The organism is Spirosoma spitsbergense DSM 19989 (genome assembly GCF_000374085.1).
Lineage (GTDB): Bacteria > Bacteroidota > Bacteroidia > Cytophagales > Spirosomataceae > Spirosoma > Spirosoma spitsbergense.
On record NZ_KB893544.1, the window covers coordinates 18,963 to 33,222 of the forward strand.

Below are 14,260 nucleotides of genomic sequence, written 5' to 3' on the forward strand. Positions count from 1 at the left end.
GAAAGATACAAATTATCAAAAAGCAAAAGGGTTTTTATCTGGCCCAGAGCGCGTATCTATGATGTTTAACAGACGAATCGTATTATGGTCTTCAATCAGGTAATACAGGTAGTGGGTCTTGGCAATGAGTCGTTTTCTCAGTAAGGAATTCTCGGCGTGACTCATGCCGATATACGGCTGACTATCAATAATATCCAACTGCCGGTAAAACTCATCGACGAATCGAATGGCGGCTTCAATTGATCTATTTTCCTCAATATAGTCCCGTAAGGAGTTGAATTGTTTTACGGTTGTTTCGGCCCAGATTATCTGTTTAGCCATTTACGACGCTGTTGTTTCATTTCTTCATGCGATACGGTTTTACCTTCTTCATGGTCCTGAATGGCTCTGTCAAGTTCTTGACGCTGATTGGTAGTTAACTCCGCTAACGTCGCTAAAGGTACCGTATCGTCGGCCAATATGGCTTTCGCCGAATTGAATAAGCGTTCCAATGCAGGCTCGTCCTCTATTTCATCCACCAAATGATGGATTTTACTTTTCATTTCCTGAATGCTCATTGGCGTAGTCACTTGTTACTGAAAGATACAACGGTTAATTCTAAAAACGGTTTCTCTCAAATAGGTTTTATAGATAACAGCAACACCTCATCGAAAGGTTTGAAACCGGCCCAGCCGCACTGTACATCTTTTTTTCGGTTCGTATGTTGAAATTGAAAAGTCGCTTTCAAGTCAGCATAACCGCGTTCGTACACTAAATAGTGTTTTACCAGCGAGTCAGACTTTTCGCTAATGGCATACTCGTTAAATGTTACTGAGTCCTTCTGTATCGTCAGGAGTATCCCGCATCCATCAATAGCCGCGTAGTTGGATAACCTTCCCGTTGCTTCAACGACGGAACCTAATGCTGGGTCAGGATTGATCGTTACTGGTTCGTCTTTGTGGCAGGACAATAGGCCTGCTATCAGAAAGAGAGCAAGGTGTTTTTTCATGACCGTTCATTTTTTATACAGACCCACTTCGGCGCAAAAGAGTTGGAAACGGGTTTAGCAATCCTTACGCCAGCCAGGCTAGCCACTGCATCCAGTTCTGGACCCAGAATAAAAACTTCGCAGCGAATTTGGCCGCTGGTGCTGAGGATGGTTCCAGCGTCAGGCTGTTGTTGTTGAAATTGGTATCCATATAGACTTTTTGCCTGGGATCAACAGTTGCCCACACGGCTTTGGCGTTCTGGGTGAGGGTGAACTGGCGCTGGTGCTCTTTACCGTCCCAGTGTAGTGTGACTTCTTTGTTATTGTCGAAATGCACCAGAATGTCTACCGGTACCATACCGTCGCCACTACGCCGAATGGTAACGATGGTCTGCTTCTTTTTGTCCAGCGTTTTGTTTTTGAGCGAATGCAAGGAGTAATCCACTACGTTCTCGCCGTACAAAACCTGTTTGAAAAACCAGTTCATATCGGCCCCGTACTTACTGCCTAATCGTTTCGGAACAATTTCGTTGACAATGTCGATGAAGTTCTGCCCGTTGGGGTGTTTGAACTGCCAGCGGATAAAGTACGTCTGCATGATTTCGTCCATCACGGGGCTCCCTACCAGCCCCTCCAGCGTTCGGAGCCAAGTAGCGGTTTTGAAGTACGTGAGCACCCCATACTGCCCGTCGGGTAGTTGCCACGTATTGCCAAATGACGAACCGATGGCCGGATTGTTCTGATGTACGTACCCATCCCGCGAACTTTCCATATCGCCCATCCGGAATCCCAATAAATCAATTTGCGACGAGTGCGGGCCGTAGGTTTCGTCCATAATCCGGCCTTCGTAGTACTGGTTGAATCCTTCGTCGAGCCAGGCTTCCTCAAACTCGTTGGAGGCCAATAGCTGCATGAAGTACTGATGACCAAATTCATGAATCGTTACCTCTTCCGGAAAACGCGCCCCATTGGGCATCGCCCAGACAGTACCGGCGGTGATGAATGTGGGATATTCCATACCAAAGGAGCCACTGGCGTGCAGGGGCGGATCAACAATGGTCAGGTTGGGAAACGGATAGCGGCCCAGGTGTTTGTCGAAGTAGGCAAGGGCTGCTTTGGCCGCATCGATATGGCGTTGCGCCTGATTCCGGTGCTCCGGCTGCATGACTAACTCTATACTGACTTCCCCGCCCGAAGGCCGTTTCCATTTGTCGTTTATCACCTCAAAATGAGGGGAAGCCGTCCAGGCGAAATCCACTACATCTTCGGCATGATAAAGGATGGTTTTAGTACCGTTCTGGTGTAGCTTTTCCGATTGATACAAACCCGTGGCACTGACCCAATATTCTTTTGGCGTGGTGATGTTGACATCATACACCCCGTAGTCAGCATAGAATTCGGAGTTTGCATGAAACTGGTGGCAATTCCACTGGCCCACTGTAGCATAGCGGGTACCGGCGGGTTCGTACACGCCAATTTTAGGAAACCACTGTCCTACCAGGAAGAAGTCGCGGCTGAATCCCGTACGGGCAAAGATTTTCGGCAGTTTCGCCTTGAATAAAAGGTCCAGCGTAATGGTTTCGCCCGGCCCAACGGCCTTGCTCAGGGGTACCCGGATTACGGTATGGTCACTGGCGTTGCTATCGTCGGGCTGGATGTATTGATATACAAGTGTTTCTGAAGCCGTGTTCCCCGAACCCCGTCGTTTCATGGAGAGTATATCGATGGAACCATAAGCGTTTTCTTTCTCATTCCGGTCGATGGTGGTCCCTCGCAACTGCCCGCCCGATTCGCGCATAAACGTCGACTTTTCATTCCGAAACGCATTGAGGTACAGGTGAAATCGTAATTCACGAATGACATCGCTGGATGCGTTTTTCCAGGTAAGCGTTTCGCGCCCGTTCAGTTTTTTAGTAGCCGGGTCGAGCGTTACGTCGATCTGGTAGTTAGCCAGCCGCGGACTCAACGGCTGCGGAAAAATAGGCTTCGCCGACTGGGCGAAGCCAAAACCAGACAGCAGTAGGAGCAGGGCAACTTTCATTGGTATAGAAGGACAAATAGGAACAGCATATCAAACACGAAATCATAGCTGCAAGGTAATTGAAAAACCGGTCTGCCAGCCCGAAAGCCTGCTGACATAGGGCTGTCACATCCCCCATTTACCTTTGTTTCGGACAATAAACCAAACGAAGTCTCATGGAATTGATACCGCTGTTTTTACGCGAAATGGAGCAGGAAGCGCAAACAACCCGCAAAATGCTGGAACGTATTCCGGATGATAAATACGACTGGCAACCGCACCCAAAAAGCATGACCATCCGGCAGTTGGCGACTCATATTGCCGAATTACCCACCTGGGTAACGATGGTGCTGACAACGGACGAACTGGATTTTGCCAGTAATCCCTACCAGCCGACCGAAATAAACACTACTGCCGACCTGATGAACTACGCCGAAAGCTGTCTGGCCAATGGCCGGTTGCAGTTGGTACCCGAAAATGAATCCCTATTGACAAAACCCTGGACACTGCGGGACGGAGAGACCATTTATATGCATTCGCCCAAACATGAGATGATTCGAACAACGTTCTGCCAAGTCGTGCATCACCGCGCTCAGCTGGGTGTTTACCTGCGATTACTCGACATTCCGATTCCTGGCAGCTACGGACCCAGTGCGGATGAACATTGAGTTTCCCTGCGATGTGTCAGGTTGGGAAAGCCATCGGGTCCTCCCCAAACCTGACACATCGCAAACCTAATCTACTTTGGTTTACGATTCCTTTCCTTCCCTTATTGCCAAAATCAACGCTGTTTTCAGTTCATGAAGGTGTTTTTCCAATCCTACCGGGTAAGTATGCGGATTCACAAATCGCTTCACGCCCGGATGCAATCCGGCCAGTTGCGTCTGCACCCGCGCCCGTACCGAATGAATATCGGGAAGTTCATAAACGCATTTGCCCGCATCAAAAATGGGTACTAATAAATCTTCGTAGGGCTGGTTCGCGTCAAAACGCCGGCGTTTTGTGAAATCGAGCGGATCAATCATTGTGACATCTTTATCCATCCCGGCTTCTTCTTCGGTATTATAAATCATGTCGGCCAGAAAACCGCGTTCATCCCGAAAGCGACGTACCTGCTGAATACCGGGCGTTGAGATTTTGATGGCCTGCTCCGAGAGTTTCATTTTGTACGACCACCGACCCGTCTCACTATCTTTCAGCGCGGCCAGTTTGAACACACCGCCCAGGGCGGGCTGGTCAAAAGCGGTGACGAGTTTAGTACCTACTCCCCATACGGTTATTGCTGCTCCCTGCTGCTTTAAACTCCCTATAATTGTTTCGTCGAGGTCGTTGCTGGCTACGATGGCTGTATCCTGAAAACCGGCCTCATCCAGCAATTTACGGGCTTCTATACTGAGGTAGGCCAGGTCGCCGGAGTCGAGCCGGATACCGGCTAGTTTATGCCCCTGCTGTTCCAGTTTTCGCCCCGTTTCTATTGCATGTCGAACGCCCTGTAGCGTATCATAGGTATCAACCAGCAGGGTTACGTTGTTGGGCAGTACCTGCGCATACGTGTCAAATGCTTGTTGCTCATTGGCAAACGCCATCACCCAACTGTGGGCGTGGGTACCCCGCACGGGGATGTCGTAGAGTTTACCGGCCAGTACATTCGAGGTGCCGTCGCAGCCGCCAATATAAGCCGCCCGGCTGGCTGTCATACCCCCATCAACGCCCTGCGCCCGGCGCAGGCCAAACTCCAGTATGGTGTCAGATTGGGCTACCAACCGCAGTCGGGCGGCTTTAGTGGCAATCAGTGATTCAAAATTAATGAGATTTAGCAGGGGTGTTTCCAGCAGCTGACACTGTAAAATCGGACCGCGAACCCGCACCAGCGGCTCGTTGGGAAACGCGGCTGTTCCTTCGGGCATAGCCTCTACGCTACACGTGAGTTTCAGCGTAGCCAGGTACGCCAGAAAAGCAGGTTCGAACAGGGGTTTCCCATCGTTGCCGGTCAGCGTTTGCAAATAGCGCAGATCTTTTTTTGAGAAACCAAAATGCTCGATATAGCCGATTACGTTTGCCAGCCCACAGGCTATCGTGAAACCACCACCGAACGGGTTCCTGCGAAAATACAGATTGAAAACTGCCTCTTTTTCAGCGGTTTCAGACTTCCAGTAGGCATAGGCCATCGTTACCTGATACAGGTCCGTCAACAGACTAAGAGAGGTGTCGTAAAGCTTGTTTGTCATACAGGGCGAAAGTAAAACAAGATGACTTCATAGAAAATTTATGAGGATAAAAACAAAATGGTCGTTACTTTGGTCTGATAATTGTGAGGGGCTGTTTTGCTGTCACTATAATCGATTGACAATAGGATAAATATCTACCGCTCTCGTACCACCATGCAGAAGTTAAGCTTATCTCAATCGCTCCAGCAGAAGTTATCTCCGCAACAAATCCAGTTTATCAAACTGTTGCAGATTCCCACGGTTGAGTTGGACACCCGGATTGAAGAAGAACTTGAAATCAATCCGGCGTTGGAAGAGGGCATGGATGAGGAGTATGATCAGAAGGAGGAAGACGACTCTTTCGATGAGGCAGATGAGTACAAGGAGCGTGACGATGAGCTGGATATAGATCGGTATATTCAGGACGAAGACTACGGTGGATACAAAATGCAGGGTGATGGTAATTATGCCGAAGAAGAACGGGACATGCCATTGGCAACCAGTTCGAGTCTGATGGATTCCCTGCTCCAGCAGTTTGGTTACCTGACATTAACCGATCAGCAGCGTATTGTTGGTTTACAGCTTATTGGGAGCATTGAAGCAGATGGCTACATCCGGCGGTCACTGCAAGCTATCGTAAATGACCTTGCCTTTGGTCAGAATGTGTTCACCGACACCGAAGAGGTGCAAGACATGCTGCACAAAATTCAGTCGTTCGATCCACCGGGTATTGGTGCCCGTACGCTTCAGGAATGCCTGATTCTGCAACTGAAGCGCAAAGATACTTCCGACCCGTATAATACGCTGGCTATTCGGATCATTGATGATTTCTTCGACGAATTTTCCAAGAAGCATTACGACAAAATTCAGCGTCGGCTCGGTATCAGTGACAATTCGCTGAAAAAAGTGATTGATGTCATCATTAAACTCAATCCAAAACCCGGCTCCGTAGATGGTGAATCCAGTACGGCCCAATACCTGGTTCCCGACTTTATTCTGACCAGCAGCAATGGCAAACTGGAACTGACGCTGAACTCGAAGAATGCGCCCGAACTGCGCATCAGCCGCTCCTTTGCCGATATGCTCGATACCTACGACAAAAGCAAAAAGCAGAATAAAAATCTGAAAGAGACGGTCACGTTCGTTAAGCAGAAACTGGATGCCGCCAAGTGGTTTATTGACGCCATCAAGCAACGCCAGCAAACACTGCTCAGGACCATGAATGCCATTGTGCGCTTTCAGTACGATTTCTTCCTGACGGGCGACGAATCCAGGCTCAGGCCCATGATTCTTAAAGATATTGCAACCATGATCGATATGGACGTTTCGACCGTATCGAGGGTGGCCAACAGTAAAGCCGTACAAACCGAATTTGGCATTTACCCGCTCAAATATTTCTTCTCCGAAGGTATTTCGACCGACACGGGCGAAGATGTGAGCAGTCGTGAAGTAAAGAATATCCTGAGAGACCTGATTGACACCGAGCCTAAACTGCACCCTTTATCGGACGACAAACTCGAGAAGATTCTGAACGATAAAGGCTACAACATTGCCCGCCGGACTGTTGCCAAATACCGTGAGCAACTCAATATCCCGGTGGCCCGGCTGAGGAAACAGCTTTAATCAGTTATCAACAAACGGTTATCAGTTATCAATATTACCGTCTTATTTTTGCCGCTGAGTTTTGATAACCGATAACTGATAGCTGTTCATTGACTACTTCTTTTGCCCGCTTACTTTCGGTCGTTCTCCATCCGTTACTAATGCCGACTTTGCTGTTTGGCCTGCTCCTGTTTCAGGTTCCTGCGGTATTGGGGATGGATGCTTTTGCCGGCTCAGTACGTTTAAGCCTGCTGGTACTGGTTTTTGTTGGCACGTTTGCCGTACCGTCCCTCCTGATTTATTACCTTTTTCGTAGCGGCTACGTTCAGAGTTTATACCTGAATACACTGGCTGACCGCCGTTTGCCTTTTTTTCTGACGGCACTGGTCTATCTCTTTCTGGCCTATCTCTTCGCGTTCCGAATGGAGGGGATTTCCAGACTTGCCCCCGAAATCGGGATACTGATTGGTGGTATCGCCGTTTCTATTCTTCTGGTTGGTATTATCAGCCTATCCTGGCAGATCAGTGCGCACAGTGTCGGTATTAGCGGAGTTGTCGGCATTATTGGCAGTATAATGCTCCGATTTAGTATAACCGATTTATTCTTCCCGTTTCTTTTGCTGATCTTGTTAACCGGTTTGGTTGTCAGTGCCCGGCTAAAACTCAACGCGCACACGCCAGCCCAGGTTAACGCTGGTCTGGTGCTGGGCCTGACCGTTAGTTTTATGACGGTTTACTGGTTATTGTAAACGAGTAAACCGGAGGTTCCTGTCGTTGACATGAAGTGGCTATAACCTATTAGGAGTGCGTGACAGGCTACTATAATTTTGCCAACTCCGTCAAAAGCCGTATGCTTGCCTACTGTTTTCCGAAAACAATATGTTTGATAATCTTCTCTACGAACGGCAGGGCGCAGTTTGTCACATTACTCTCAATCGCCCTCAGGTGTACAACGCCCTCAGTGCCGGGCTGATAAATGATATTACGGCGGCTATAGAGGCTGCGGGGGCTGATGAGCAGGTACGCGTTGTTGTACTGACCGGTGCGGGCGACAAGGCATTCTCATCGGGTGCTGATCTAAAAGAAGGATTTGCGCAGGCTGCATCCACGGGTGGTCAGTTGGCGCTGGGTGATTCACTCCGGCAGACCTATCACCCCATGATTCAGGCCATCCGTAACCTGCCAAAGCCCGTAATTGGACGGGTCAACGGCGTTGCTGCCGGAGCGGGTTTTTCATTGGCATTGGCGTGTGATGTAATCATTTGCGCTGATGAAGCGTATTTTAGCCAGATATTCGTAAATATCGGCCTGATGCCTGATGCCGGTTCTACCTTTTTCTTACCCCGGCTCATTGGCGCCCAACGGGCATTTGACCTGTGCAGCACCGGCAGGCGGGTGTATGGCCCGGAAGCCGCCCAAATGGGATTGGTTAGCCAGTCTGTTCCAGCGGCAGACCTGGACACGGCGGTGGCTGATGTGGTAGCCTACTACGCTACGGCTCCTACCCGCGCTATCGGTGCCATGAAACGGGTTTTGAATCAATCCCTGTACACCGATCTTGCCAATCAACTGGAACAGGAAGCGGCTAATCAGGATACTTTGGGTGGCTCGGTCGATGCTATCGAAGGCATTGGCTCCTTCCTGATGAAGCGAAAAGCAAATTTTTCAGGAAAATAGATTGACAGACACGCTTTTTCTCCCTACTTTTGCACTCCCAATTCACGGGAAATGCATTCGTAGCTCAATTGGATAGAGCACCTGACTACGGATCAGGAGGTTTGGGGTTCGAATCCCTACGAGTGCACTAAGCCGCTTCAGAAGAAGCGGCTTTTTTATTGTCTGCTACGTCGCTCACTTGGATATAGCCCCTGAGTGGAGCGCCACCCCGGTAGGGATCAGGAGGTTTAGGCCGGGGGCGCGTCCGACTTCGAATCCCTACAAGTACACTTGAATAGTATCCGGTTGGCTTTATTATCAGCTAACCGGCTTTTTGTTTTCTATGTTTTCGGATAAAGCAAATTTCGTAAATTTGAAAACACATCTTTCTTGGAAATGACCGCTACGAAACTCAATCCCGTCCAACTTCATCTATTGCAGTTGTTTGCCCACGATCTGGAACCCAGCGAACTGGCTGACATCAAAACCTTGCTGGCCAATTATTTTGTCAGTAAGGCTGATGAAGAAATGGAACGGTTGCAACAGCAAAGCCCTTCTACTCAGGCCGATCTGGATCTGTTGCTGGATACCCACTTGCGTACACCCTACAAACCACAATGAGGGTACTACTCGATACCAATATTATGTTGGTTATCACTCCGTATTTCTCTGCCTATCGGTGGGTGTACGATTCCCTGCGAGATGGTAAATTTGAGTTGGTAGTATCAACTGAAATTTTAGATGAATACGCCGAACTGCTCGAACGTCAGTACTCAGTCGCTTTCGCTGATCGCACGTTACTGGCTCTCGACAATTTTCCGACTCTTATCCGAGTAGAGCCAGCGTTTCGGTTGCTGCTTATTCCAGATGACCCCGATGACAATAAATTCACTGATGCGGCTGTGGTAGGCAACGCAGATTACATTGTTACGAATGACGGGCATTTCCGGCATTTACCTGATATACCGTTTCCAAAAATCGGTTTACTGACGTTTGATACGTTTTGCCAACTGTTAAAAGAGCATATAGCCAAGCAAGATTATTTCCCTACGTAGTTCAATGGAATAGGTCCCCTGAGTGGAACGCAGGATGTTTGGGCCAGGGGCGCGCCCGCCTTCGAATCCCTACAAGTGCACCAGAAGCCCCGCTAAGCCAGCGGGGCTTTCTTTTTTTGCTACACATCATATGCCCCAGTAGGAGCCATTATTCCAAATTCTGATTGATATTCAAACCGTATGTCCTCCTCCCTTACATCGTAACCAATTCCTTTTAAATTTTTACGAATAGTGTTTGGTGGTTTGTTTTTCGCGGCTATAGAGCGTAACGCCTACACGGTCGATGTGCTCGCGTAGAGCAGGTTCGCTGATTTGCCGGTACACAATGAGGTCGAAGAAAACCGGTAGATCAAGATCGTCCAGTTCATTGTCGAGCCAGAGCCGGTCGGCAAATTGGAGCGTGTCGCCTATCAAAGCCAGGTCAATATCGGAGCCGGGTTTATGGGTACCTTTGGCGCGGGAGCCAAACAACACTGCCCGCTCCAGACGGGGCGTTTGGGCCAGCACCCGCTGAATTTGAGTAATCTGAGTATCGGTCAGTCCGTATGGCATGGGTTAATTGTTTGCTGCTGGTTCATCGGGGTTACGCAGTCGTTCGGTACTGATAGCGTCTACTGTTGAGATGAGCATCGAAAACGCGAAGAAGTAGCGCTCCCGGATCGCTTCTATGATTTCATCGGCTGTTTCTTCGTCGTAGGTGTGGGATGTAGCATTGCGACTCTTCACCATTTCCATCCAGATGTTACCGTCGTTAAGCAGCCCGACCTGATTACCCAGCCTGAACGTATCTTTTGAGCCGAGAATACCCGTGTAGCCCTGCTCCTGTAGCAGATCTTTCAGTGTGTTCCAGGCCAGTTCGTACACAATCTCGAAGCCTTTGATTAGCCCTTGCTTCTCTAATTTGGAAAGAGTTGGCAACGAAACCGCTTCTTCCAATTGAGCAAACGCCTTTTTCAAATTGCTGAAGCGTTGTAGCCAGCGAATGTCCTGATTCATAGTTATAGTTCGTACCTGATTGACTGCAAGTTAGTGCGTATTACCGCTTCTAATTCAGCACTTTTGGCAAACTGTTCGGCGAGTTGCGTGGTCAGCGTCTGCATCTTCTCGGCAAAGGGAATTGTTTCTTCGGCTTCTTCCTCCGTGCCTACGTAGCGGCCGGGCATCAGTACGTAGCTGTTCGTTCGTACCTCCTCCAGTGTCGCGCTTTTGCAGAAGCCAGCCATGTCGGTGTACACGCTATCGGTATTACGCCATTTGTGGTACGTACTCGTAATCAGGTTAAGGTCAGCATCGGTCAGTTCACGGTTACGTCGGTTTATCATCACGCCCATCTTCCGGGCATCGATAAACAGGACCTCGTTGCGCCGGTCTCTAAACTTTCCGTGCGACGGCCCGGCATTAGAACGGTTACGTGCCAGAAACCACAGGCAGGCCGGAATCATGGTGTTGTAGAACAGTTGCGCAGGCAGGGCTACCATACAATCTACCAAGCCCGCTTCAATCATATTACGCCTAATTTCGCCCTCGCCCCCTGAGTTGGAGTTCATGCTGCCGTTAGCCAGCACAATGCCCGCTGTACCGTTGGGACTGAGTTTATGCACAAAGTGTTGCAGCCAGGCATAGTTGGCGTTGCCCACAGGCGGTATTCCGTATTTCCAGCGCACGTCGTCGCGGAGTTGTTCGCCTTTCCAGTCGCTAATGTTAAACGGCGGGTTAGCCATTACGTAGTCAATCCCATGATTTACCTCAGTGTGCTGGTCATTGGTGAATGTATCGCCAAACTGAATATTGGCGTCGATTCCCCTAATGGCCAGATTCATCTTACATAGCTTCACTGTTGTGGGGTTGCTTTCCTGTCCGTAAACGGAGAGATCGCTAATGCGTCCCTGATGGCTCTCGACAAATTTCTCACTCTGCACAAACATGCCCCCGCTGCCGCAACAACCGTCATAGACCCGCCCCCGGTATGGCTCCAGCATATCGACCAACAGCCGAACAATGCTTACGGGTGTGTAGAACTGCCCGCCGTTTTTGCCTTCGGCATCGGCAAACATGCCCAGAAAGTATTCATATACCTGCCCCAGCAAATCTTTGCTTTGGTGACCGTTGGCGCCAAAACCCACGTTGCCAATCAGGTCGAGCAGTTCGCCAAGTCGTTGTTTGTCTAAGTCCGGGTCGGCGTAGTTACGGGGCAGAATCCCTTTGAGGTTGGTGTTAATGCGTTCTATGGCATTCATTGCCCCGTCGATCAACTGTCCAATATCCGGTTGCTTCGCCCGATTTTGTAAATACGCCCAACGAGCCGTCTCTGGTTCGTAGAATACATTGTAGGCCAGGTACTCGTCGGCATCTTCGGGGTCGCCCCCCGCAAATTCTCCTTGCCCAGCCTTCAGTTTTATATGCAGTTCATCGAAAGCGTCGGAGATATATTTAAGGAAAATGAGGCCCAGCATAATGTGTTTGTACTCGGCCGCATCCATATTATTGCGCAGCTTATCAGCAGCTTGCCAAAGAGTTCGTTCAAGTGATTTAAAATCAAACATGAAATGATAGTAATGGAATGTAGTACGTCTTAGTGGTCAAATATAGCAAAGAATTAAGCTTTTGGCAGGGTGAAGCGCAGCGCGTTTTATTACTATTTGTGCATGCAGTTGATTTATAGCCGGGGTTTTGACCGTTTATGTAATTACTATGTTCTTGCCCTTTTATGAGCCAGTTTTGACTGGGGGTTTAAGCTGATACTATGAACTGATTACCGGTTTACGAAAGTGGCGGGGCATGACTCAGGCGAATCTATTGGTTACCCGGCCCCTGTTATTGGCAACATCGAACAGGGTAGGCGTAAGCGGGGCCTGAAAATCCTGAACGATCTGTTCAACGCGCTGGGAGGAGAACTTTATACAGCGTTTCGGGAGAAGTAAACCTAACGGCAAGCACTACAAACAAGGAAGCCTGGCTACACAGTCAGGCTTTTTTTACGTCTTGAATTATGGCCTAACATAGATTTGTGTTAGTAAACGTGTTAGTAGAAACGAAAAAAGCACTTATAGTTTTTATGCTATAAGTGCTTGATTTTCAGTGGTGGGAGTTGAGGGGTTCGAACCCCCGACCCTCTGCTTGTAAGGCAGATGCTCTGAACCAGCTGAGCTAAACTCCCTTTTCTTGTCCCGGTTGCTATCGCTTTGGGAGTGCAAATATAAGTGGCTCAAGTGCCTTTATGCAAACCTTCGGGCAAAAAAAGTGAAATTTTTTCGCAAGCAGTTGATAGCCAACCGTCTGTTTTTACTCAAAATTCAGGTACAGCGTCACCGAATGGCTGGTCAGTCTACTAATCCCTACGCTGGCCGCATTGGTGCCGGGGTTATAGAGGTTAACGAGCCCGTGCGAGAAGCGCAGTTCAGGGGCGAATTTGAAAAACTCGAAGAACTGCTCGAACCCGATGCCGTATTCGATGGCAAAATCCATGGTGCCGGTGCTTAGTTTGCTTGCCCCGGTAAGCTCTTTCTTGCGTACGTTACTCTCGATACTGAACGTACCACCCGCCAGTAGATACATACGGCTATTGTTGCGCCGTTCGGATTTATACTTAAGCAGCAGCGGAAAATCAATCCAGGTCGATTCGCGGGTTTCAGTTTTTGAGGTACCGCCCGGATAGTCATACTGAACCTCCCGACTAAAAAGCGATACGGAAGGGGTCAGGCGTAGATCGAACCGATCATCCAGAAAGGTATTAACCACAAAACCAACCCGGAAAGCCGGCCTGTTGGGTGAATAAATCCGTCGGGCCGAATCGGCGGTCAGGAAGGCCGGACTATACGTTACGCTGAAACGGGTAACGGGCATGGCAAAGAAAAAACCGTAGTGGATTGTTTTGTCGTCGTACCGTTCCAGGTGCTTGCGTACATATTTATACGAGGTCTGGGCGGATGCCTGACTACAGACGAGTATGCCGATAAGAAGCCCCATGCTCAGGCGTATTCCTGCCTGCGTAAACTGTTTAATCATGGCTGGGCCAGCTTGTGGCCTATGTAAATTGACGCGACGCCGAAGGTAAGCGGTATCCATTTGGTATGTTTGAATCCGGCCGCTTCATAGATACGCAGGAAGTTGGGACCGTCGGGAAAGGCCTGCACGGATTCGGGCAGGTAGGTATAGGCCGATGCGTCTTTGCTTACCATACGCCCAATGAGCGGCAGGATAGTCCGGGAGTAAAAACCGTATAACTGTTTAAACGGAAACTGACGCGGATTCGAGAATTCCAGTACCACACAAACGCCACCGGGGCGGGTAACGCGGTGCATGTCGGTTAAGCCTTTGAGCAGGTTCTCGAAGTTACGTACACCAAATGCAACGATGACAGCATCGAAATCATTGTCTGGCAGGGGTAAACCTTCCGAATCCCCCGACCGCATTTCGATAACCTGGTCGACTCCCCGTTTCTTCATTTTCTCGCGCCCCACGGCCAGCATCCCCTCCGAAATATCCATACCCACAATTGTCTCGGGTTTCAGCGCGAGTGCTTCCAGGGCAAAATCACCTGTTCCGGTAGCAATATCCAGAATCCGTTTCGGGGTTTTGGGCGCGAGGGCTTTGCGGAGTTCCCGAATGGCCCGCTTGCGCCAGAGGATGTCGATACCACCACTCAGCACGTGGTTTAGCAGGTCATATTTGGGCGAAATGGTGTCGAACATCTCCGCAACCTGTTCGCGCTTGGAGGTGTCTTTGTCTTTATACGGAACAATGGACATGTTTC

17 protein-coding genes and 2 tRNA genes are annotated in these 14,260 nt (G+C 49.4%); 8 read left to right on the plus strand and 11 right to left on the minus strand.

The annotated features are described in order from the left end of the window. Positions 1-15: 15 nt before the first annotated feature. The 4 genes from B157_RS0114945 to B157_RS0114960 all read right to left on the minus strand — a co-directional run bounded on the left by B157_RS0114945 (position 16) and on the right by B157_RS0114960 (position 3,008). Positions 16-321 carry a type II toxin-antitoxin system RelE/ParE family toxin gene (locus B157_RS0114945; protein ID WP_020604108.1) on the minus strand — a complete coding sequence of 102 codons (306 nt, stop codon included), beginning with the start codon at positions 319-321 and terminating at the stop codon, positions 16-18. Further along, the gene (locus tag B157_RS0114950) at positions 306-557 is read right to left on the minus strand and encodes a hypothetical protein (protein ID WP_020604109.1); all 252 of its coding nucleotides are present in this window, start codon (positions 555-557) and stop codon (positions 306-308) included. Before B157_RS0114950 ends, B157_RS0114945 begins: the two co-directional genes overlap by 16 nt. Before the next feature lie 56 nt (positions 558-613). Next, positions 614-988, minus strand: coding sequence for a hypothetical protein (locus tag B157_RS0114955; protein ID WP_020604110.1), 375 nt, complete (start codon positions 986-988; stop codon positions 614-616). A 64-nt stretch (positions 989-1,052) separates the two neighbouring features. Further along, entirely contained in the window at positions 1,053-3,008 is a 1,956-nt protein-coding gene (locus B157_RS0114960; protein ID WP_020604111.1) for a M1 family metallopeptidase, read from the minus strand. A 155-nt stretch (positions 3,009-3,163) separates the two neighbouring features. Here B157_RS0114960 and B157_RS0114965 point away from each other — a divergent pair, with 155 nt between their 5' ends. Further along, positions 3,164-3,655 carry a DinB family protein gene (locus tag B157_RS0114965; RefSeq protein WP_020604112.1) on the plus strand — a complete coding sequence of 164 codons (492 nt, stop codon included), beginning with the start codon at positions 3,164-3,166 and terminating at the stop codon, positions 3,653-3,655. 81 nt (positions 3,656-3,736) lie between these two features. Here the strand turns inward: B157_RS0114965 and B157_RS0114970 are convergent, their stop codons facing one another. Then, complete coding sequence (locus B157_RS0114970) at positions 3,737-5,215, minus strand: nicotinate phosphoribosyltransferase (RefSeq protein ID WP_026308716.1); 1,479 nt, start codon at positions 5,213-5,215, stop codon at positions 3,737-3,739. A gap of 153 nt (positions 5,216-5,368) precedes the next feature. On the opposite strand from B157_RS0114970, the gene rpoN reads away from it, so the two are divergent. From rpoN to B157_RS0115000, 6 genes are all read left to right on the plus strand, one after another. Further along, positions 5,369-6,817 (plus strand): RNA polymerase factor sigma-54, encoded by a 1,449-nt coding sequence (rpoN, locus tag B157_RS0114975; RefSeq protein WP_020604114.1) that lies wholly within the window; start codon positions 5,369-5,371, stop codon positions 6,815-6,817. A 140-nt stretch (positions 6,818-6,957) separates the two neighbouring features. Further along, positions 6,958-7,545 (plus strand): hypothetical protein, encoded by a 588-nt coding sequence (locus B157_RS0114980; RefSeq protein ID WP_020604115.1) that lies wholly within the window; start codon positions 6,958-6,960, stop codon positions 7,543-7,545. Positions 7,546-7,675: 130 nt separating this feature from the next. Continuing rightward, complete coding sequence (locus tag B157_RS0114985; protein ID WP_020604116.1) at positions 7,676-8,473, plus strand: enoyl-CoA hydratase/isomerase family protein; 798 nt, start codon at positions 7,676-7,678, stop codon at positions 8,471-8,473. A 53-nt stretch (positions 8,474-8,526) separates the two neighbouring features. Then, positions 8,527-8,600, plus strand: a tRNA-Arg gene (locus tag B157_RS0114990). A gap of 248 nt (positions 8,601-8,848) precedes the next feature. Continuing rightward, positions 8,849-9,073 carry a hypothetical protein gene (locus B157_RS0114995; protein ID WP_020604117.1) on the plus strand — a complete coding sequence of 75 codons (225 nt, stop codon included), beginning with the start codon at positions 8,849-8,851 and terminating at the stop codon, positions 9,071-9,073. Continuing rightward, on the plus strand, positions 9,070-9,507 hold the full coding sequence (locus B157_RS0115000) for a putative toxin-antitoxin system toxin component, PIN family (protein ID WP_020604118.1): 438 nt from the start codon (positions 9,070-9,072) through the stop codon (positions 9,505-9,507). Before B157_RS0114995 ends, B157_RS0115000 begins: the two co-directional genes overlap by 4 nt. Before the next feature lie 222 nt (positions 9,508-9,729). Here the strand turns inward: B157_RS0115000 and B157_RS0115005 are convergent, their stop codons facing one another. From B157_RS0115005 to B157_RS0115015, 3 genes are read right to left on the minus strand one after another with little or no spacing between them, the layout of a single operon-like run. Continuing rightward, entirely contained in the window at positions 9,730-10,059 is a 330-nt protein-coding gene (locus B157_RS0115005; RefSeq protein WP_020604119.1) for a nucleotidyltransferase family protein, read from the minus strand. 3 nt (positions 10,060-10,062) lie between these two features. Then, entirely contained in the window at positions 10,063-10,503 is a 441-nt protein-coding gene (locus B157_RS0115010) for a nucleotidyltransferase substrate binding protein (protein ID WP_020604120.1), read from the minus strand. Between the two features lie 2 nt (positions 10,504-10,505). Further along, positions 10,506-12,050 (minus strand): class I SAM-dependent DNA methyltransferase, encoded by a 1,545-nt coding sequence (locus B157_RS0115015; RefSeq protein WP_020604121.1) that lies wholly within the window; start codon positions 12,048-12,050, stop codon positions 10,506-10,508. Positions 12,051-12,275: 225 nt separating this feature from the next. Between B157_RS0115015 and B157_RS38290 the strand changes: the two genes are divergently transcribed. Continuing rightward, positions 12,276-12,428, plus strand: coding sequence for a hypothetical protein (locus B157_RS38290; protein ID WP_020604122.1), 153 nt, complete (start codon positions 12,276-12,278; stop codon positions 12,426-12,428). 158 nt (positions 12,429-12,586) lie between these two features. Here B157_RS38290 and B157_RS0115025 read toward each other — a convergent pair. From B157_RS0115025 to ubiE, 3 genes are all read right to left on the minus strand, one after another. Further along, positions 12,587-12,664: transfer RNA gene (locus B157_RS0115025), tRNA-Val, on the minus strand. Positions 12,665-12,789: 125 nt separating this feature from the next. After that, positions 12,790-13,512 carry a type IX secretion/gliding motility protein PorT/SprT gene (porT, locus tag B157_RS0115030; RefSeq protein ID WP_020604123.1) on the minus strand — a complete coding sequence of 241 codons (723 nt, stop codon included), beginning with the start codon at positions 13,510-13,512 and terminating at the stop codon, positions 12,790-12,792. Beyond that, the gene (gene ubiE / locus B157_RS0115035; protein ID WP_020604124.1) at positions 13,509-14,255 is read right to left on the minus strand and encodes a bifunctional demethylmenaquinone methyltransferase/2-methoxy-6-polyprenyl-1,4-benzoquinol methylase UbiE; all 747 of its coding nucleotides are present in this window, start codon (positions 14,253-14,255) and stop codon (positions 13,509-13,511) included. The genes porT and ubiE overlap by 4 nt, the downstream gene beginning before the upstream one ends. Between the last annotated feature and the right edge of the window lie 5 nt (positions 14,256-14,260).